The 19,686-nt window shown below is 28.7% G+C and carries 21 protein-coding genes; 16 read left to right on the forward strand and 5 right to left on the reverse strand.

What is annotated here, in order from left to right; genetic code table 11:
* Positions 1 to 34 precede the first annotated feature (34 nt).
* Positions 35 to 922, forward strand: a complete 888-nt coding sequence (locus tag KPL44_RS06335; RefSeq protein ID WP_216248046.1) for a polysaccharide deacetylase family protein — start codon at positions 35 to 37, stop codon at positions 920 to 922.
* A gap of 158 nt (positions 923 to 1,080) precedes the next feature.
* Here KPL44_RS06335 and KPL44_RS06340 read toward each other — a convergent pair whose 3' ends face one another.
* Both KPL44_RS06340 and KPL44_RS06345 read right to left on the reverse strand, forming a co-directional pair.
* On the reverse strand, positions 1,081 to 1,260 hold the full coding sequence (locus tag KPL44_RS06340; protein ID WP_216248047.1) for a hypothetical protein: 180 nt from the start codon (positions 1,258 to 1,260) through the stop codon (positions 1,081 to 1,083).
* Between the two features lie 211 nt (positions 1,261 to 1,471).
* Positions 1,472 to 1,630: a hypothetical protein gene (locus KPL44_RS06345; RefSeq protein ID WP_216248048.1), complete on the reverse strand. Its 159-nt coding sequence runs from the start codon at positions 1,628 to 1,630 to the stop codon at positions 1,472 to 1,474.
* A gap of 159 nt (positions 1,631 to 1,789) precedes the next feature.
* Between KPL44_RS06345 and KPL44_RS06350 the strand changes: the two genes are divergently transcribed.
* From KPL44_RS06350 to KPL44_RS06375, 6 genes are all read left to right on the forward strand, one after another.
* A complete protein-coding gene (locus tag KPL44_RS06350) occupies positions 1,790 to 1,978 on the forward strand; it encodes a PadR family transcriptional regulator (RefSeq protein ID WP_216248049.1) in 189 nt (62 codons plus the stop codon).
* A gap of 5 nt (positions 1,979 to 1,983) precedes the next feature.
* A complete protein-coding gene (locus KPL44_RS06355) occupies positions 1,984 to 2,673 on the forward strand; it encodes a permease prefix domain 1-containing protein (RefSeq protein ID WP_216248050.1) in 690 nt (229 codons plus the stop codon).
* Complete coding sequence (locus KPL44_RS06360) at positions 2,657 to 3,214, forward strand: DUF4825 domain-containing protein (RefSeq protein ID WP_216248051.1); 558 nt, start codon at positions 2,657 to 2,659, stop codon at positions 3,212 to 3,214. Before KPL44_RS06355 ends, KPL44_RS06360 begins: the two co-directional genes overlap by 17 nt.
* A gap of 64 nt (positions 3,215 to 3,278) precedes the next feature.
* Positions 3,279 to 3,554: a hypothetical protein gene (locus KPL44_RS06365; RefSeq protein ID WP_216248052.1), complete on the forward strand. Its 276-nt coding sequence runs from the start codon at positions 3,279 to 3,281 to the stop codon at positions 3,552 to 3,554.
* 68 nt (positions 3,555 to 3,622) lie between these two features.
* Complete coding sequence (locus KPL44_RS06370) at positions 3,623 to 5,506, forward strand: MutS-related protein (RefSeq protein WP_216248053.1); 1,884 nt, start codon at positions 3,623 to 3,625, stop codon at positions 5,504 to 5,506.
* Between the two features lie 265 nt (positions 5,507 to 5,771).
* The gene (locus tag KPL44_RS06375; RefSeq protein WP_216248054.1) at positions 5,772 to 5,936 is read left to right on the forward strand and encodes a hypothetical protein; all 165 of its coding nucleotides are present in this window, start codon (positions 5,772 to 5,774) and stop codon (positions 5,934 to 5,936) included.
* A gap of 54 nt (positions 5,937 to 5,990) precedes the next feature.
* On the opposite strand, the gene KPL44_RS06380 is transcribed toward KPL44_RS06375, so the two are convergent.
* Positions 5,991 to 6,770 carry a polysaccharide deacetylase family protein gene (locus tag KPL44_RS06380; protein ID WP_216248055.1) on the reverse strand — a complete coding sequence of 260 codons (780 nt, stop codon included), beginning with the start codon at positions 6,768 to 6,770 and terminating at the stop codon, positions 5,991 to 5,993.
* Positions 6,771 to 7,224: 454 nt separating this feature from the next.
* Here KPL44_RS06380 and KPL44_RS06385 point away from each other — a divergent pair, with 454 nt between their 5' ends.
* The 5 genes from KPL44_RS06385 to KPL44_RS06405 all read left to right on the forward strand — a co-directional run bounded on the left by KPL44_RS06385 (position 7,225) and on the right by KPL44_RS06405 (position 13,686).
* Positions 7,225 to 8,727 (forward strand): NAD(P)H-hydrate dehydratase, encoded by a 1,503-nt coding sequence (locus KPL44_RS06385; protein WP_216248056.1) that lies wholly within the window; start codon positions 7,225 to 7,227, stop codon positions 8,725 to 8,727.
* Positions 8,728 to 8,865: 138 nt separating this feature from the next.
* A complete protein-coding gene (locus KPL44_RS06390) occupies positions 8,866 to 9,753 on the forward strand; it encodes a L,D-transpeptidase family protein (RefSeq protein WP_216248057.1) in 888 nt (295 codons plus the stop codon).
* Positions 9,754 to 9,963: 210 nt separating this feature from the next.
* On the forward strand, positions 9,964 to 11,226 hold the full coding sequence (locus tag KPL44_RS06395; RefSeq protein WP_216248058.1) for a hypothetical protein: 1,263 nt from the start codon (positions 9,964 to 9,966) through the stop codon (positions 11,224 to 11,226).
* Positions 11,227 to 11,459: 233 nt separating this feature from the next.
* Positions 11,460 to 12,110 (forward strand): hypothetical protein, encoded by a 651-nt coding sequence (locus KPL44_RS06400; protein WP_216248059.1) that lies wholly within the window; start codon positions 11,460 to 11,462, stop codon positions 12,108 to 12,110.
* Positions 12,111 to 12,387: 277 nt separating this feature from the next.
* Positions 12,388 to 13,686: a hypothetical protein gene (locus KPL44_RS06405; protein ID WP_216248060.1), complete on the forward strand. Its 1,299-nt coding sequence runs from the start codon at positions 12,388 to 12,390 to the stop codon at positions 13,684 to 13,686.
* A 232-nt stretch (positions 13,687 to 13,918) separates the two neighbouring features.
* Here the strand turns inward: KPL44_RS06405 and KPL44_RS06410 are convergent, their stop codons facing one another.
* Entirely contained in the window at positions 13,919 to 15,214 is a 1,296-nt protein-coding gene (locus tag KPL44_RS06410; RefSeq protein WP_216248061.1) for an MFS transporter, read from the reverse strand.
* Between the two features lie 306 nt (positions 15,215 to 15,520).
* Between KPL44_RS06410 and KPL44_RS06415 the strand changes: the two genes are divergently transcribed.
* Together KPL44_RS06415 and KPL44_RS06420 are read left to right on the forward strand one after the other, a co-directional pair.
* Entirely contained in the window at positions 15,521 to 15,865 is a 345-nt protein-coding gene (locus KPL44_RS06415) for an SdpI family protein (protein ID WP_216248062.1), read from the forward strand.
* 104 nt (positions 15,866 to 15,969) lie between these two features.
* Positions 15,970 to 16,950, forward strand: coding sequence for a ketoacyl-ACP synthase III (locus tag KPL44_RS06420; protein WP_216248063.1), 981 nt, complete (start codon positions 15,970 to 15,972; stop codon positions 16,948 to 16,950).
* Positions 16,951 to 17,104: 154 nt separating this feature from the next.
* On the opposite strand, the gene KPL44_RS06425 is transcribed toward KPL44_RS06420, so the two are convergent.
* Positions 17,105 to 18,301, reverse strand: coding sequence for a serine hydrolase domain-containing protein (locus tag KPL44_RS06425; protein WP_216248064.1), 1,197 nt, complete (start codon positions 18,299 to 18,301; stop codon positions 17,105 to 17,107).
* Positions 18,302 to 18,716: 415 nt separating this feature from the next.
* Between KPL44_RS06425 and KPL44_RS06430 the strand changes: the two genes are divergently transcribed.
* Positions 18,717 to 19,409, forward strand: a complete 693-nt coding sequence (locus tag KPL44_RS06430) for a DUF6773 family protein (protein WP_216248065.1) — start codon at positions 18,717 to 18,719, stop codon at positions 19,407 to 19,409.
* A 17-nt stretch (positions 19,410 to 19,426) separates the two neighbouring features.
* Positions 19,427 to 19,636: a helix-turn-helix transcriptional regulator gene (locus KPL44_RS06435; protein WP_216248066.1), complete on the forward strand. Its 210-nt coding sequence runs from the start codon at positions 19,427 to 19,429 to the stop codon at positions 19,634 to 19,636.
* The last annotated feature ends 50 nt before the right edge of the window (positions 19,637 to 19,686 follow it).

The following is a 19,686-nucleotide window of genomic DNA, read 5'->3' on the forward strand; positions in this document are numbered from 1 at the left end:
TTAATGAAAATATAGTAAAAAGGAGCGGGATGCTATGAAAAAAAAATTATATTTAATATTTATATTTATTTTTGTGCTCTCTATCGTTGGGTGTTCAAGAGCTACATCCACTACAATAAAAAAGACAAACCCTGTTAAACCAAGTGTTGTAGCTACACCTGCAATTGTAGCGAAACCTGTAATTGTAGCTAAACCAATTGAAGTCTCTACAATACCTGGGTTTGACAATACTACTGATATTAAACCTTATGGTAAGAGTATTCCGGTTTTAGAGTACCACTCAATTAGCTATGATAAAGGTAATCCCATTTGTATTCCAATTAAAAAATTTGATGAGCAAATGAAATATTTAAAGGATAACGGTTATTATACTATAACACTTACAAATTTGTATGAGTACCTTATGAATAATACTCCAATACCTAGAAAATCGGTAGTCATTACTTTTGATGATGGATATGATAATAATTATACCGTTATGTTTCCTATTCTAAAAAAATATAAATTTAAAGCAACAATTTTTGTTATTACTTCACTTACTGATGTACATAGCAACATGCTAACATCCAAACAGCTTATAGAAATGAATAAATATGGTATAGATATAGAAAGCCATACTGTACATCATGATAATTTGAAATCGATTTCTAAGGATAACCAACTAAAAACGTTAATTCAATCTAAAAAGTATCTTGAAAAAACATTAAATAAAACAATAAACTTCTTTGCATATCCTTATGGTGGGTACAACAAAAGTGCAATTGAGGCATTGAAAGAAGCTGGTTACAAAATGGCTTTCACCACCGAAAAGGGTTGGTCCTCTAAAAAAAATGGTATATTTTCATTACATAGGGTATGGATAAGTGCTTCAGATAGTAAGAAAGTATTTGAAAGTAAAATTTCTAATCCTAGAATAGATTAAAGCACTCAACTGATTAACAGTAAAAGAAGATTTGCAATTATGAGAGGAGAATATAAATGAACTCCCATTAATTAAAGAGGGAGTTCATTTATAATATTAGAATTACTAAGATAAAAAATATCAACATGATAACATCTTATTATATGCAAATTTGAATATTAATTATTATCTTTATTTTCTAATTTGTCTAAAATAATATCTATCTTTTTCTCCATATTCTTACTTCTATTAATATAATTTTTTAAAATTTGTATTGCTTTATATATTGCTATTATAATGGCAACGAATATAGCGATGTTAACAAATGTAAAAATAATTGTTAAAAGGTTAAATTCCATATAAATCCTCCTTACTATATTGAATAGTTTAATCAGGTTATTTTACAATTTAGACTAACAATATATATTCAATCATATCATAATTACCATAAATTAAGTATATTTACGACTTTTTTTAATATGCAATAGCCTCGATATTGATGCTTGCGGCTTAATGTCTAATTTTTCAATATAATGTTTTCTTTCTTTCCATTCCATTTAATTGTATAAGTTACATCCTCGTCTTTACTAAAACCGAACCACTGCCACCGCTGTTGCCAAAACTTTTATAACCTTCCTTATCAAGTAGTGAACCTGTTGATCCCCCTCCACCAGAAGTGGCTTTTACTTTTCCATCATTTAAATATTTAAATACAATATCAGAAATCAAATAAAGATATATTTAATCATACCATAACTACCATAAATTGTGTATTGTTTCATTTTTAAAGAATGTTCAATAGCCTCAATATGAAAGTAATATAATTGGGAGTGGTTTGTGATAACTAGATATTGAAACTACGTTTAATACGAATTAAAAGAACCTTCATTGTATACAAGTTTAAAAAGGCTTGAATCACAAAAACTTATTGAGTCTTATTGGGGAAGTGAAAGTCAGGGTGGCAGAAGAAAGTATTATAGGATTACAGAACTAGGTAAAGAAAATTATGAAAAATCGCTTTCAGCTTGGAAGATAGCAAGAGATTTAATAGATAAACTTATTAAAAGGGAGGGATAATGGGTATGAATAGTTTAAAAAATCATGTTGATAGTATTTTTAGCAAGTATAAATCAAGTAAGCAGATTAACGAATTGAAATATGAGGTTTTAAGCAACCTTGAGGCAAAAGTTGATGATTTAACTGCAAATGGTATGGATAACAGCGAAGCTATTAAAAAAGCCAAAGGAAGCATTAACAGCATAGATTACCTTATTGACGGGAACAAAAAAGTATTTATAAATGAATATAATCTTGAATATATACAAATAGCTTTACTTTATTCTATAATAGCATGGATAATAACAATACCTGGTTTAATTATTAGAGTAGGATTTATATTGAATATATTTCTATTTATTTGCAGTATTGCAATTGGAATAAAGTATTTCCTGTTAAACTCAAAAAAAGAATCTGAATATCGTAAGTGTAAATCATTTATTAATATACAATCGGCGTTTAAAGCTAAAAAAATTGCTTGGATTATGTGGTTATTGTTTATTGTAGTTTATACTCTGTTTACCACTGCAATTCAGTTTGGAAGTAACATTTGGTTCTCAAGACCCATTAGTATAACAGGGCCATATCAATTTGCTAAACTGGCAATAGGATACGGTATTCCGCTTATTTCAATCATAATTCCATTGATTTTTAATTTAGCTCCAAAACTAATATTAAAATATGAGGTGGGTGAAGACAATGAAAACGAGGAATAATATAATAATTGGTTTAGCAATAATGGGGATAGTTTTATTTGGACTGGTTCAGTTTATTGTTATACCAAAGAATAATCAAAAAAATAGTCGGTATATGGTTAATCAGCAAAATCCTATAACACACGACATAAATAATGTTCTAAAGTATAGAAATAAATATATGGGTAATTCGAGCAATATAACTAATCTATTTCACAAATTGCCATTAAGTAATATTAAAATGTCTTTTGAGTTATTTCCAAATAAGTTAACAGCAGAAGTGAATTACAAGGATACTATAGCAGATATTAATGAGAATAATGTGAATAAAGCTTTGATATACAATTCTACTGTTGCATTTGCTCTAATTGATAATCTTCAAGTAATAAATTATAAATTTACTGGATCAACATGTAAAGTTTCGCGCTTGGATGTTGAAAAGTGGTATGGGCGAGACTTAACGGGTTTATTAAAAAAAGAGGAATGGAAAAGTAAAGTACAGGATAAGCTTGAAGATAGCAACTACGTTAACGATTGTATAAAAGCAGTATTGATGAAGTAATAACTATCTTAAGGGGTTCGATACGAAGTTATTTCAGAAAAAGACAGTAGAAGGGGGTTATTATATGATGAAAAAGAGAAATATTATAATAGGTGGATTGTTAATTATTGTGTTAACTTTTTTTATTACCGATTTTTGTTTAGAAAAAGCAAACAAATCTCCTGTTTTTGCAATTCCAATGGTAATGTACAAAGATGGAGGATCCATTGAATACTATGGTTTGGGCTATAAGGTAATAAAATATTCTAATCTAACTGGCTCGGAGATAAAAATGGATTTCGGTACGTGGTTTATGAAATTTTCACCACCTAAATATAAGATTACTCAATTCAAAAAATAGAGTGTTTAATATTTATGAGAAATTGGTGTATGTTGCACATTATTATGTATTGATTGGGGGGATATGCTTTGATAACAGCGCTAGAAAAATATAAAAGGAGAAATGCTCGATATAACCTACTACTTAAGAAGCAACAGAAAGGTATAAATAATATAAGCAGCTTACGACTTGTTATTTTTGTACTCGTACTTGTAATTTTAATAGAAACATATAGACTGAAAAGGTTTTACTTATTTGAGATAGTGATTTTAATTGCAACTGTTTTGTTTTGTTACTTAGCCTATTTACAAAAAAACACAGAGAACAGGAAAAAGTATACCACTGCATTATGTGAAATAAATGAAACTTCCATAAAGAGATTAAGGGGTGACTGGATACACTTTGAAGATACCGGTGAAGATTTTATAGATGAAAATCATAATTATTCATATGATCTTGATATTTTTGGTAAAGGATCTTTATTTCAATGGATAAATGGAGCCTATACTTATATTGGAAGACAAAGGCTTAAAGAAATATTTACGGAAAAGCCTCAAAATGAACAAAACATATATGATAGACAATCAGCAGTTAAAGAACTTGAGCAGAAAGTATATTTTAGACAAAAACTTGAGTTAAAAGGAAAGATAATGCTCAACAACAAACAAAATCCTAAAGAACTTTTTTTATGGTCAAAAAAAATAAGTAATCATATATTAAAAAATGGAGTAGTTTGGTTTTTAAGATCTCTTTCTATGATAACCACAATAACCACCTTAACAGTACTAGTTAGAATAATTTATTATATAATATCTGCTTTATTTGGTATTAATAAAAGTGCACCAAAAATATTTTATTTGATTCCGTACTACATTCCTGTTTTTTTAATCATAATTCAATGTATTATTCTAAGGATAAAGAGAGAAGATAGAATGGAAACTTTAAATATGGCTGAAAAATATAACGATGACATAAAAACATATAAAAATATGCTTAGGCATATAGAAAAACATAAATTCAAGTCAAAGTATATTATGAATTTGTGTAAAACTCTTTATGATAAAGATGGAAAAAGTGCATCAAAACAGATAGGTGATTTTTCTGGAATCTGTGAAGTTATTGCCGATAGGCGTAATATGATATATCCCATTTTAAATTCGATTTTCATGATAGAATATCACTGGATTATTTCTATCGAAAAGTGGAAGATAAAATATGGAAACAATTTTGAAGGCTGGATTAATACAATAGGGGAATTAGAAGCTTTATGTAGTATTGCAGTTATAAAACACGATAATCCTTATTGGAGTATGCCTAATATTGTAACTGGACCATCAAAGATTATTGCTAAAAGTATGGGCCACCCTCTTTTAGGGGAAAACAGGGTATGTAATAATTTAAAAGTGGAAGCGCCATATTCAGTTATGCTTATAACAGGTTCTAATATGTCTGGTAAGAGTACATTTATGAGAACTGTTGGAATAAATATTGTATTAGCATATGCCGGAGCTCCTGTATGTGCAGATCAATTTTGTTGTACTATTATGGATTTCTATAGCTGTATGAGGGTAAGTGATAATCTAGGACAAAGTATATCTTCTTTTTATGCAGAAATATTAAAAATTAAAAATATCGTTAAGGCTTCAAAAGAAGGAAAACAAGTGCTATTTCTATTAGATGAAATCTTTAAAGGTACCAATTCAAGGGATAGGCACACTGGAGCTATGATTTTGGTAAAACAATTAAGTAAAACTGGAAATTTAGGATTTGTATCCACTCATGATTTAGAGTTAGCTGAAATGGAGAATCATAGAAATTCAAAAGTTAAAAACTATTATTTTTCTGAATATTATAAAAAAAATGAAATTTACTTTGATTATAAATTAAAAATTGGTATTTCACCTACAAGAAATGCGATATATTTAATGAGATTAGCTGGTATTGAAGTAAAAGAAATTAATGGGATAAAGTAATGATAAATTATAAGTGAGTTGTACCATTTATTACCTAACATGTTATGATTTTTATTGATTATTTTAAAGCAACTAAAAGGGTAAGAATATAAAAAATTCACGATAACTGTATATAATAGCAATTAATATTATTTTAAATGATTTTAACTAAGTAAACGTATTATCGTCAATTTGAATATTTGCTAAGCTATTATATGTCATAGTATAATTTTATCTTAGGTTAAAAATTAAAATTATGAGACGTTTTAGGAGATGAAAGAATTATATGGGATCAGATATTATAGTAGGAGTTATAGGCAGTGCTTTAATAGCAATGGGAATAATGGGATTTATAAAAGAAATGACATTACTAAAGATAGAATGTGAAGGAACAAAGATAAAAAATGAAAAAACGAACACATGTAATTGGCCAAAAATATTATCTGTATAATAGTTTCAAGTAAAAAAGTTTAGCGATTACGCTAAACTTTTTTATTTTTTATAACTATAGTAAGTATGTATTGATATGCCACATTAATTGTTTACCATATTCAAGCTTGTGTTTTAGAGTTTTTAAGTTGTCTGACGGACCCATGTATATCCTATTTATTTTATATGGGTTATCTAATCTTGAAGTGAATCCCTCATTTGTGGTTAGTCCTAAGTTGCATCCTGCTGCATGGGCTGCTTTAATTGTATTAGTATTATACGAACCACATGGATATGCCAAATACATCACTTTTCTTCCTAATAATTTTTCTAATGATGTTTTTGCAGCTCTTATTGCATTTAGTTGTTTTGCATAGGGTAAGCTGCCCAAATTTTCATGCCAATCTGTATGACTTTCTACTCTAAATCCGTTAATATCCATCTCTAGTAGTTGTTTAGCATTCATTGAATCAGATGTCCTGCCTATTTCATGAGATATCATAAATAGCGTAGCCTTTTGTTTATTCGCCTTTAATATAGGATATGCTAATTTATAATTACTTATATATCCATCATCAAATGTTATTAAAACTGATTTCGCGGGTAATATAATTTTTTTAGACATGCTAGCGTAAAATTGGTCCATTGTTATCGTAGTATAGCCATTTGTTTTTAGATAGTTCATTTGTGAACGGAATGCTGATTGTAAAACTGTTAAATTATTTGTTTTATGAGAGTCAGTTGTTAACATGTGATACATAAACACTGGTATTTGTTGAGTTTGTGTCTTGGCAGGTGCTATTTTACAACTTAAAATTATTATTAATGTTAATACAAAAGCTATTTTGTTTTTCATAAGTTACCTCCAATATATCTTTAGTTTCTTTACGCAAACTACAGTTTAGCCTTACGTATATAATAGGCTTGTCCACGTTTTTGTTTTGGTCAAATACACAATTCAATTCAAGGACCCCACTTTTATTCTTTAACGCGACAATAAGTTTATTTTCTTTCATGGTTGCCTTTTCTACATATTATTAAAACTAGTCAACTCCAATTCTTTATTATACATCTAAATATGGAGTTGTATTGTAATAATATGTCGTGATTAGCGATAATCATTCTACAAATTTCGACATTGCATCCAATGTGAAACAAAATGTAGTTTATAGAAAAGACCTATAGATTAATAATGATGATAAAATGAATTCTAAATTCTTGATATGACCCATTGATACTAGGAAGTGAAACTGATATTATTAAAATTGAGAGAAACGCAATTATTTTTGCAGTTTTGGAGGGAAATGAAAATGAAAATCGCAACAGCACAGATAATGAGAAAGATTGATAGTTATTGTATAGATATTTTAGGGATTCCAGGTATTATACTAATGGAAAATGCAGCACTAAAGGTAATGAAAAATATACCAGAAAATAATAAAAAATTCGTAATTGTTTGCTCTAGTGGGAATAATGGTGGGGATGGTTTTGTTGTAGCAAGGCATCTTTTAAATAGAGGCAATTATGTCGAAGTATTTTCTCTTGGATCAGATGAAAATATGAGCGCAGATGCACTGGTAAATCTTAATATCATAAGAAATATGGGTGCGAAAATAATAGAGGTAAATAACGATGAGGAGCTTGAAATTTTAAGGGAAAGCATAATTCAATGCGAAGTTACTATTGATGCAATTTTTGGAACTGGATTATCTAGAGAAGTTAAAGGTATTTACTCTTTAGCAATTACAATTATGAATGAGAATAGTAAGTATATTTTATCAATTGATGTCCCATCAGGATTTGAGTGTAATAGTGGGAAAGTGATGGGGAATTGTATTAGAAGTAATAAAACAGTTACATTTGAACTTTATAAAAAGGGTTTTATTTCATATGATGCGCAGGCGTTTACTGGAGAAATTGTTATTGAGAAGATCGGGATACCAAAAGCTGTAGTAGACAAATTTCATGAGGATGAATACGTAATGGATATAGACTTTATTAAAGGGTTAATCAAGAAAAGAAATAAGTATTCACATAAAGGTGATTATGGAAGAACACTTATTTTGGCCGGATCACCAGGGTTTACAGGTTCCGCGTATATTTCAACTCAGGCTGCTGTTCGAAGTGGTGCTGGACTTGTTACGTTAGGATGTGATAGCTCAATTCAAAATATACTAAGTGGAAAATTAGTTGAAGCTATGACTGTCCCAACTAATGATGAAATAGGATTAGATTCCTTAATAGCTAAAAGTGATTCTATTGCAATTGGTCCAGGACTCGGGAATAATAAGTGCACTTTAAATTTACTGAAAAAAGTTTTATTGAACTCTAAGTGTCCTGTTGTAATTGATTCGGATGGTTTAAATGTGCTTGAGGGGAATCTTGAAATACTTAAAAATAAGAAATGTCAGATAGTTCTTACACCTCATATGGGGGAAATGGCAAGAATATCGGGTTTTTCAATAGATGAAATAAATAAAAATAAAATAGACATAGCAAAAGATTTTGCAAAGAAACACAATGTCGTTTTGTTACTTAAAGGATTTAATACAATAATTACAGATGGTAAAACAGTTCAAATAAATCCTACTGGGAGCAGCGCAATGGCATCAGGTGGAATGGGGGATTGTTTGACTGGTATTATAGCGTCTTTTATATCTCAAGGTTATGACATGATGACTGCAGCATGTATTGGTGCATATGTTCACGGATACTCTGGGGATAAACTTTCAAAGAAAATGTTTTGTGTAAATGCAAATCATATTATAGAGGCACTCCCTTCTATAATAAAAGAAATTCAAGACTTAGAATAATATTATTTATATTATTGCACTTTTGTTGCAACTAAAAGGTTATGAGTAGCGTTTATAGTATGGTATAAATGTGAAATTATAATCATTCTTAGGGTATTAAATATTATAAAACTGATTAGATTGTTAGGAGTGCATAATATGAGAAGTATTAGAAGTAAAAAAACTGTTGTTTTGGGAATTGTTGGTATGATGGTAATTGGAGCTAGCATTGGTTATAAAATAAAGTCCAATGCTATTATTAAAAAAAATTCTTTAATAGTATCAAGTAATAAGAGCAAGACTGTTCATAAAACTAAAACTAAAGCTGAGCTCGACAGTGAGAGACCAGATAAATCTATAATAAAAGCATCAGACAAGGGTGAAGATGTTATAAGGATACAAACTAGGCTAAAAAAATACGGCTATAATGTTCTTGTGGATGGTGATTATGGTGAAGGTGTAATCTATGCGGTTATGGATTTTCAACAAAGACATAATCTTATACCTAGTGGTAAGGTAACAGCTGAAACAATAGATGTTATGTACAAAACGCCTACAAAGGACAACATGTACAAGCCAGCCACTCAATCGCTACTAAGCGCAAATGATGTTGCTGTAAAATCTACTTATGAAAGTAAATTAAATAGTGGTGAGAATACAAGTTCTACGCATAATTATATTTTAGTAGATCTATCTCAGCAAAGAGTTTATGTTTTTTATGGCTCAATGCATAATTGGAAATTAATTAATACCTTTTCTTGTGGTTCTGGTAAAGCAGAAACTCCAACTGTAACTGGGTATTTCCGCGTTGGTATTAAGGGGTTAAATTTCAAATCGGGTACGGACGCTGCACCTGTTTATTGCAAGTATTTTACTCAAATTAGCGGTAATTATTTATTTCATAGTATTTTATATGACAAGAGCGGAAACGTGATAGATGGTAATTTAGGGGCAGTTGAATCACATGGATGCATAAGGCTCGCTCTTGAAAATGCAAAATATATTTATGATAATATACCTATAGGATCTACAATTCAGGTAAAATAAATATTTATTATTAATACACTCCGAGACTAATAGCTCGGAGTTTTTAATATGTCGTGAAATATAAAAGGTAATTATAGTTGTATGTTGGACTGTGTAAATAAATGCTATAAATAGAAAAAACAATTGTAAATATAAAAAAATGTTTCACTAATAGTTATTTTAACAAGTATAATAGAATGAATCAGTTTTCCTTTTAAGGAGGTATTATTTATGAGAAGAGAATATTTAGAATTAAAAACATGTCGTACAGAAAAAGCTGAATTTATAAAAGAAAAGGAATATATTGTACTTGATACAACAACGGAATATACATATGAATATGACTTTAATATATTACCTTGCTATAGGGTTATAAATGAAAAAGGTGGAGTTGAAATAGTTGTGCCTGATCAAATTTTTTATCCAACGCATAGGTTAATGCAATCTATAAAAGATGTAGTGTATATAGGCGTTTTAGATATAGACGATTTAGTAGAAGGGGAAGTATATTCTGTCTTTAAAATGAACGAAGAAAAAGAAGAACCTATTTATACTATATTTAATGATTCAAACAAACTAATGACATATTATGCTTCTCTATTTGTAACAGAAGATAAGTATCTTAAAATGACGAAAGAGGAACTTTTTGATTTAAAAAAAGTGAAAAAAGAAGAAGTATTACAATTTGATTGTAGGAGAAAAAAAGAGGCCCAAAAGTTATTAGATCAACAATTAGAAGCTGAAAATAATAAAAAAAGGGAGATACAAAACTCTTTAGATGAAAAAGAAAGGCTACGAAATGTAAAAAATTCGAATAATCTTGAGATAGAAAAATTCAAGGAGCTTATAAAAATTTTAAGACCAAATAAAGTAGAAAATACTACTAACACTTTGATGTTTGAAATCAATAAAATAAAAAATAAATTTAATAAACTTTCAATATTTTTCATTAGTGGATGCAGCATAACGGTAGTTTCTTCAATATTTGGCAATGGCTTGTTAAGTTTAGTGATCAATATAATATATTTAATAACAGGGGTGTCAGCCTACTTATATTTAAAAAACAATTTATTTGGAAGTCTGATTAAAGCTATACCTATAAGTAAGAAACTAGATAAAGAATCGCTAAATTTAATGGTTTCCTTTAGTGATGATATATTGTTGAAATTAAAAAAAATTGAATTGAATTTATTAATATTAGAAACTGGAGCTACAATAAGTAGCAGTACTGTTTCACTAATAAGGGAATCGGTATCCTTTTGCCTAGAAAGTTATAAAACCAAAGACATTAATTTACTAAAAGACATATACGCATTTTTAGATAAAACGCTTGAATATATATATAGCCTTATAGAGGGAGATAATTCAGCACAGGAATATATAGAAAAGCAGATTTATGAAAATGTATCATCTATTATAAAGAGAAACACTGATATTTTCGAACTTATGATTTCAGATAATAAAGAAATTAAAGAAATTATGAAGAAATTTTAGAAAAACATAAATTTAGGGCCTGATCATGGATAAAATTCGTGAACAGGTCCATTTTTCAATTATGGAGATTTAAATATTATGAAACAAAAAATAAAATGTTGATTTATGGAAAGGTTTTATTTCTTTCACAAAATATAAAGGAAACTATGAATGTTTGTTGAATTATGTAAAGATAGCGTATTGTAACAGGCAATGTAATTAATGATGATCAAATTAAAAAGGGAGTTTTGAAAATGGAAATGATATTATTAAAGAATGATTTTAATGGTGCTCTAAATGCTTTATTAGAAAACATGGTAGACAATCATATTAAAGAATGCAAAGAGAAATATCCAACAGAGACTAAAGAACAGTTTAAAGCTGATATTTCATCAAATGAAGACTTAACAAAAGAACGTGAGAATATAGAAAAAATGATAAGTAGGGATTTATCCTCAAAGGAAATAGTTATATTTAAATACCTATTTAATCACAGTTTAACAAGAAAAATGTATTCAAGTGACAAACTTGTTACAATACATAAGCATAACCTAAAAGAATGGGAAATAGATGGGTTAGGCAATTGCTTAGAAGTATATGTTAATAATGAAAATTATGTTGCAGTTAAATGTGAACTAGGAATAATTTATTTATTAGTAGAAGGAAATATAGGTGAAGATAGATATATTTCAGTATCCACTGAAAATAGAGATACAATCTCAGACAATGTTTATCAAATTGAAGGTGGTGTGCAGGTTGCAAATATAGATATATGTACATCTGAAGGGACCATTACTTTTACTAATGGTAAAAAACTACATATAAAGCTAAATAGGGACATTAATCTTGTAGATAGTGATGATTATAATAGCACAGTAAAAGAGATTATAACTGAATTTAAATAGCTATTTGAAATGGGAAGATAAAAGAATTATCAATATCACTGGAATGGAAAAAAACGTTTCTATGAATTATGCAGAGAAATTACATGAAGTTTTTGAATTTGGAAAAAGTATTAAATGAAAATATTCAGAGATGAATTATTTTAACATAAAATGTGTTATAATGTAATTATTAACAATAATGAGGCGCTAAGCTGTTGTTAAATTTATATTTTTATAGCTTTCATTGCGTCTTTATTCGAAGGCATAAAGATATATATAAAACAGGAGGATTTTATTAATGAAAAATTTTAAAAAAATTATGATAATGGGGTTTGTGTTATTGATAGTTACGCTGTCAGAACCAGTAATGGCAATGGGAGTAGGTAGCTTTACCGATGTTCTAGATTTTTCTGTGGTAATAGGAGATAGTATGTATACACTAGATTTTGTAAATAATCCAACGAATGCAAATCAAATTAGTGACTTAGTAGCTAAAAACAAAGGTGATATTTTTATAAAAACAGACGATAGCGGTTGGATAAAAAATAGTGATGGGACACAAGTGAATAAAGAGTATGTAGATATTTCAACTATTAAATATAATAATGGTCAAGTAATTGGAGATACATTAACTTCAGCAGTAGGTAAAATTGATTTGATCTCAACTAAATTAACAAGGACAGCAGCAAATAAAGCTACATTTAAGTATAAAATATTAGATAAAGCTGGTAAGGATATTACTGGGACAGTCCCAGCTTATGAGATGATGATGAAAAATTTCTATATAAATTCCACGCGTGGTTCAATAATTTTAGATCCACTAACAGGAACCGGTACAATAACATATGACTTCTCTGATACTGACCAATTTGTTACAATAGACTTATTGGCATCTAATGGAGCATATGCAAAATCAACCTTATCTTTAGGTGATGGTAAAGCGGAAGATGTTTTAGGTATATCAGATATTAGCATTGTAGCACCTGACGTAATGACAATTCCTTATAAAATTCAAAATAATGCTAACTTAACAAAGACTGGACCAAACACAACTACATTCCAATATAAAGTTAAAAATATATACGGGTATGATATTACTAAAAAAATTCCAGCTAGTCAAATAGAAGCGATTGCATCTGTAAGCTCAACAGTAATCTTAGATCCAAAAACATCAACTGGTACAATAACGTATAATTCTGCTGCTGATGTTAATAAAACAATTGATATTTTACTAAAAGATAAATTAACTGGCGTAAAGTCAGACTCAGTGCTGTTTACATCTGAGGCTGCAGCTGAAAGTCCCAAGGTAAGTAAGATTACTATAACTTCAGATAAAATGGAAATTGCTCCTCCTTCAATGGGAATTGGTTATACAACATATAAGGTATTTAATCAATATGGATTTGACATTACAGATTCACCTCTTAGTGATAGTGTAACCTTCAAAAGTGAAGCTGGTACAATTGTATCCAAGGGTGGTATAATTACAATGACAGCCAACAAAGGTACTAATTTTAGTACTCTTAAATCAGCAGTAATAACCGGTAGTGATTCAATTACTGGGACTTCAACAAGTGCTACATTGAATTTAAAATAATACAATATAACTAAACAATTATTGAAGATGTTGTATTATTTAGTAGATGAATTTAAAACCAGTTTGGATATAAAATATGAAAAGATAGGGCACATTATGGAAATTAATTCCAATATGTGCCCTATCTTATTTCAATAACAATAATATTGATTCAACAATAACCTAAAAAATAAAATGGATTTATTTTTAAATAAATCCATTCTATTTAATTCTAACCATTAGATTGGATTGTTTAGTCATCTAATTTCTTTAAATGTTTATCAAATTTAAAGAAACAACATCCTAAGAAACCTATCAATCCTATCGATATATATACTAAACCATTACCTGACCCTCTTCCATTACCAACAATATAAGAAAAAAATCGTTGTAAAGTAGAGGGATTATTCATAAATGGCTCAAATATTTTATCCGTTAAAAGTCCACCTAACATATATCCAATAGGGATAGATAAGTATTGTAAGGTATTTCTTGTAGAAAAAACCCTTCCTTGCATTTCTATTGGAATTTTTGTCCTCATTATATACTCAACATTAGCTGTTAAGAATGGAACTAAACAATTACCTGCAAAAACTGCAATCATCCAAATATAATAGTTACGGCCAATTCCAAGCATACTATTACAGACTAAGAATGAAAATGTCATTGTATTTATAATAATAGGTATTCTTTTTTTAGGTTGTTTCATTACTGTTACTAAAATACTTCCTATAATACCAGCAATACCAATGGTACTACTTACAATACCTAGTTCAAACTTATTATTTCCATTTCTAAGCAAAATCATAGGTGTAAAATTACAACTATATATAGCTGCAATGAAATTTACAAATCCCATAAAAATGATGAGATGGAAAATGTCTTTTCTGTTTACGATATAAGTAATTCCTTGTTTGCAGCTTGAAAGAAAGCTTTCTTTCTTATCTTGTTTTTTTATAATGTTATTTGGAACATACACAAAAAACAATAAAGATATAAATGAAAATAAGAAGGTGCCTAAATCAACAATTATAATTACCTTCATTCCCAGCAATACATAAAACGAAGTAGCAATAATTGGTGCAAGTGTAGTAGTAAATGAAATTGCAAAAGAACGTAAACCACTTATTTGTGTATAATATTTCTTTGAAACTATTAATGATATTACAACATCTGATGCAGGTCCTTGAAATGCATCAACAACTCCTAAAGTAAAATTGATTAAGTATAAATAACGGATATCTAGTTGATTGAAAAACAACAGTATTAATGTAATTAACGAAAAAATTATTGCAATAGAATTAGCTATTAATAATATTTTTTTCTTATTCCAAACATCAATAAAACTACCTGCAAAGAAACTAAACAATATAGATGGAAGCAGTGAACAAACAGTTAAAGACGATATATACAATACAGAACTACTTTGCTCATATGCCCACATAATTAATCCAAAGCTAGTCATTTTGCTACCAAATTGAGAAATAAATTGCCCTAATTGTAATATATAGAAATTTTTTAATTCATTATTATATTTTAAAATTTTCATTTTAACTCCACTCCTTAATTATATTAATAATTAAAGTTGCAAAGTCAATATCTAATAGATTATTACTCCATGCAATCTCTATTTCTAATGACTTTGCATGAAGTCAATACAATAGTTAATTTCATAAATTCACCTCTTTTAATATCAATATTATACCATTAAATGCTAATTTTATAAACTTAACTAGTATTTCATATATGATCCATGGAGATTCTATTTTTTTATTCGAAATATAAAGGAAAATTATGAATGTTTGTTGAATTATGTAAAGATGCTATAACAATTTTAGCATAGGGGGATAGAAATATGAGTTTAGTGATAGGAACATTGTTTATCGTATTCGGTTTTATATTAATGAAGTATCCACCAAGTAGGAATAATGTGATGGGGTATAAATCACTTTTAGCAATGAAGAATCAGGATACCTGGAATGTAGCACAGAAACATAGTGGATTTATTTTAATGATATTTGGAGCTATTAATGGTATTTTTGGAATTTGGTCAATAATTCAGCCAATGACGATTAATAAAGAAAAGATTCAACTATTATTACTAATATTAAGTGCTGTAGCTATTTTAGCTGTTGAGGAAATACATTTGATGAAACTATTTAATATGGATGGAAGCAGAAAAAAATCGAATGATTTATAATTTTCGATTTTTTTCTGCTTCTTCATAGGTATATTTGTGATGGGGAATAGTGCATAGAATGGCAAATAGAGTAGATTGAATTTTAATTAACAGGAGGTAACAATGTGATAATTAAATCAGAAACAAAAATAACTGGAGTCGGAGGGTATGTTCCAAAGGATATTCTTACCAATTATGATTTGCAGAAGTTGGTAGATACAAGCGATGAATGGATTATTAGACGCACAGGTATAATAAAAAGACACATTAGTAGTGAAACTGAAAATGCAAGCAACTTAGCTATCAAGGCTGTTGAAAATTTAATTGAAGTTTACGGGTCTGACATATCTGATGTAGATATGATAGTGGTTTCGACAACTAGCCCCGACCACATTGTCCCAAATGTAGCCTCATTAATTCAGGGTCATTTTGGCATCAGAAAAACAGGCGTTATGGATATAAATGTAGCTTGCACAGGATATGTCTACGCATTATCGGTAGCAAATGCATTTATCACAATTGGTCAAAATAAAAAAATTCTAGTTGTAGCAACTGAGGCAATATCTAAACTTATTGATTATACAGATAGAAACACATGTATACTTTTTGGTGATGGGGCATCAGCATTTTTATTAGAAAAAACTGATGGAAAAGGCGCCTTCATTGCTACAAATTTCGAAACAAACGGTAGTGGGGCTGATAGTATCTATTGTAGCAATCATTCAAAAAATATTGGTGAATCATCTGTTATAAAGGAACATCGTATTGTTCAAAATGGTGGTGAAGTATATAGATATGTTATGAAAAATGTAGTAGATGGTATTAAAACACTTTTAGAAACCTCTCAGCTCTCACTTTCAGATATTAAGTGGTTTGTACCTCACAGTGCAAATTTGCGTTTGATTGAAGGTATATGCAAACGTCTTGAGTATCCTATTGAGAAAACTCTAGTTAGCGTAACAGAATTCGGAAATACTTCAAGTGCGTCTATTCCACTAGCTATTTGGCTAGCATTAAAAGAAAGCAAAATAGCAACAGGCGATAAGATACTACTTTACGGATTTGGCGGTGGACTTACTCATGGTGGAATTATTATTGAATGGTAAGGAGAAATTTAATTTATATACATAAGTACAATGAAGCAGAGCTGCTGTTTAAAATTATGAAGATTGTTTTACTTAAGTAGCTGCTTTCTGTTCCATTATTAATTTCTTCTACAATTTTACCGCCATTAAACACCAAAACTTTGCATAAAATAAATTATTTTTTCATTTCCAATATATTGGATAATCCAGAAACTATAGGCATAACATTATACGCATATTTATTGCTTAGTATAATAATTACATACCTTTTATCAATATCTTTTCCTAGATATGATGAATAGCCTAGTGTACTCCCATTATCCCAAATCATTTTATCTCCATTAGCCTTTTTGGTTATAATTAATCCATATCCATAACTATGTAGGTGTGGTGTAATCATTCCATTTAATGATTCTTTATTAATTAATTTTCCATCAAGTAGCGCATTATACCATGTATATAAATCATCAACTGTTGAATAAATACCTCCAGCGGAGGGTAATATTGATCCTTCTTTATCAAATGAGGATGTATATTTGTCCGTTTTCTTAGGACGATAATATCCATTTGCTTTGCCTTTTATTATAGCTTTATAAGTTAAAAATCCGGTATCAATTAATTTTAAGGGTTTAAATATATTTTTGTCTATATACTCCTCGTAGTTAATGCCGGACACCTTTTCTATTATATATCCAAGTAATATATAATTTGAACTACTGTACTCATACTTTGTTCCAGATTCAAAATGGCGTGGCTTATTTTTAAATAGATTAACACTTTCCTTTAGAGTATATGTATGTTTCCCGTTTACAGGTGATATAGAAGATTGATTATAATCAGGAATTCCAGAGGTGTGGGTGAGCAGATTATAAATTTTTATTTCATCTCCATTTGGATAATCTGGAATATATTTATCAACTGTGTCTTGGACATTTAAAAGTTTCTTTTCTTGTAACATTAAAATTGCTGTAGCAGTAAATTGTTTAGTTAAGGATGCAATTTCGAAAGCTGTTTTAGGTTTATTAACAATTTTTTTATTATAGTCTGCCATACCATATCCTTTATCTGATAGCACCTTATCATCTTTCGCAACGAGAATGGTACCACTAAATTTATCATTTGGGGAATAAGAATCTATATATTTAGATATCTTAGATTGAATTTCAATATTATCTATTTTCACGCTACTATCTATTTTCACGCTACTATCTATTTTTGTTTTATTATTTATTTTTGTACTATTATCTGTTTTGGCACTATTATTTGTTTTTGGAATATTAAGTGTGGAGGTTGTACTTTTACCACAACCTGTCGCTATTATTATGAATGTAAATAATAAAGAGGTTATCTTTATTATATTCTTTTTTGTCATTATTATATCCTCCCAAATTATTCAAATGGCCACTTGCATATGTATCATACTAAAAATGCGAAATGGTCTAATTATATTTTTAGTATATATGAAAAAATACAAAACAGCATTTTACAAGTATGGTGTAATGTATTTATTTAATTATACTGTAAATTTCATATAAATACTTAAAAATTTGGATATAAATTTCATGTATAAAGAATATTAGAATCTTGCGCACTATAATAAAGGTTCTAATTGTTTGATTGTTTAATGAATAAGAATACTTTAAAAAATCATTCAAAAACTGAATAGTTCTGCGTCACTGGGTATAGACATGGAACATATATGAATTAAAATGCAATATATACTTCACAAATAGAAATATATATTATATAATGTTAGTAATTTAAAAATGAAAAGAGGGGTTTTTATTATGAAATCTAAAGCAAAAGACGAACGTATAGTAAAAAAATCCAATGAAATTTGTGCACACTTGTATCCGTTAATTATTATTTTAACAATAATACAAGCTATCTTTAAATACTTGTTATTAACACAAGATATTACAGAATATATTTTGGAAATAATTGCAATACTAGGTTCTATTGGATATTTACTTATTAGAACCTATGTTACTGGGATACCATTGTTTAGACATTCGGATAAGTGCGTACATGAGATTCAAAATCGTTATGTCATGCATAGTTTTTATATTTGTTTTATTACCTATGTTTTTGGTGAATTTATTTTGATGTTCGTATTTGATAAGTGGATTTTATCGTCTACATATGTTCTAGTTTGGATTATACCTGCGTTTATATATACTTTTAAGATAGTGAAAAATGGCTTATTTGTTTGGGGTAGCAAAAAAGCAGAGGTAGCTGGAGTAAAAGCATTTAAAGTGAGAGTAGCAATCGGAAGCATTTTCTATGGTGTTGTTATGGAATGGAAAGTACTATTTAAGAATAATAATTTTCATCCAATTGGGTTGATTTTGGTTATTATGATGGCAATTGGTTGGGGTATACCCTTTTATTTCATCATGAAAAGTATTAAAAATAAATCGGAGCGACATTCAAACAATGAGTTAATGGAAATTGAACAAGAAAATAAAAATGATATGTAAAATACTGGGGAGGAAATATGAAGAATAAAAAAATGAAAATAGCTAGAATTGAATGTGACTTATCTCAAGAACAATTAGCAGATAATGTGGGTGTCACAAGGCAAACAATTGGCCTTATTGAATCTGGAAAATATAATCCATCTATTAAATTATGTATCGCCATATGCAAAATATTAAATAAAACCTTAAATGATTTATTTTGGGAAGATGAAAGTATCCAATGGTAGAATATTCTTTAAAATTATGTTGCAATAATATAAAAAGGTGAAATGAAAAT

This window comes from Clostridium sp. DSM 17811 (assembly GCF_018861905.1).
Lineage (GTDB): Bacteria > Bacillota > Clostridia > Clostridiales > Clostridiaceae > Clostridium_AD > Clostridium_AD frigoriphilum.

Excerpts from the sequence above, each read along its gene's own strand:
- KPL44_RS06380 (WP_216248055.1), bottom strand. The coding sequence starts at position 6,770 with ATGAAAAACAAAATAGCTTTTGTATTAACATTAATAATAATTTTAAGT.
- KPL44_RS06405 (WP_216248060.1), top strand. The coding sequence starts at position 12,388 with ATGAAAAATTTTAAAAAAATTATGATAATGGGGTTTGTGTTATTGATA.
- KPL44_RS06435 (WP_216248066.1), top strand. The coding sequence starts at position 19,427 with ATGAAGAATAAAAAAATGAAAATAGCTAGAATTGAATGTGACTTATCT.
- KPL44_RS06430 (WP_216248065.1), top strand. The coding sequence starts at position 18,717 with ATGAAATCTAAAGCAAAAGACGAACGTATAGTAAAAAAATCCAATGAA.
- KPL44_RS06355 (WP_216248050.1), top strand. The coding sequence starts at position 1,984 with ATGAATAGTTTAAAAAATCATGTTGATAGTATTTTTAGCAAGTATAAA.
- KPL44_RS06360 (WP_216248051.1), top strand. The coding sequence starts at position 2,657 with ATGAAAACGAGGAATAATATAATAATTGGTTTAGCAATAATGGGGATA.
- KPL44_RS06335 (WP_216248046.1), top strand. The coding sequence starts at position 35 with ATGAAAAAAAAATTATATTTAATATTTATATTTATTTTTGTGCTCTCT.
- KPL44_RS06415 (WP_216248062.1), top strand. The coding sequence starts at position 15,521 with ATGAGTTTAGTGATAGGAACATTGTTTATCGTATTCGGTTTTATATTA.
- KPL44_RS06410 (WP_216248061.1), bottom strand. The coding sequence starts at position 15,214 with ATGAAAATTTTAAAATATAATAATGAATTAAAAAATTTCTATATATTA.
- KPL44_RS06400 (WP_216248059.1), top strand. The coding sequence starts at position 11,460 with ATGGAAATGATATTATTAAAGAATGATTTTAATGGTGCTCTAAATGCT.
- KPL44_RS06425 (WP_216248064.1), bottom strand. The coding sequence starts at position 18,301 with ATGACAAAAAAGAATATAATAAAGATAACCTCTTTATTATTTACATTC.
- KPL44_RS06385 (WP_216248056.1), top strand. The coding sequence starts at position 7,225 with ATGAAAATCGCAACAGCACAGATAATGAGAAAGATTGATAGTTATTGT.
- KPL44_RS06340 (WP_216248047.1), bottom strand. The coding sequence starts at position 1,260 with ATGGAATTTAACCTTTTAACAATTATTTTTACATTTGTTAACATCGCT.
- KPL44_RS06390 (WP_216248057.1), top strand. The coding sequence starts at position 8,866 with ATGAGAAGTATTAGAAGTAAAAAAACTGTTGTTTTGGGAATTGTTGGT.
- KPL44_RS06365 (WP_216248052.1), top strand. The coding sequence starts at position 3,279 with ATGATGAAAAAGAGAAATATTATAATAGGTGGATTGTTAATTATTGTG.
- KPL44_RS06395 (WP_216248058.1), top strand. The coding sequence starts at position 9,964 with ATGAGAAGAGAATATTTAGAATTAAAAACATGTCGTACAGAAAAAGCT.
- KPL44_RS06375 (WP_216248054.1), top strand. The coding sequence starts at position 5,772 with ATGGGATCAGATATTATAGTAGGAGTTATAGGCAGTGCTTTAATAGCA.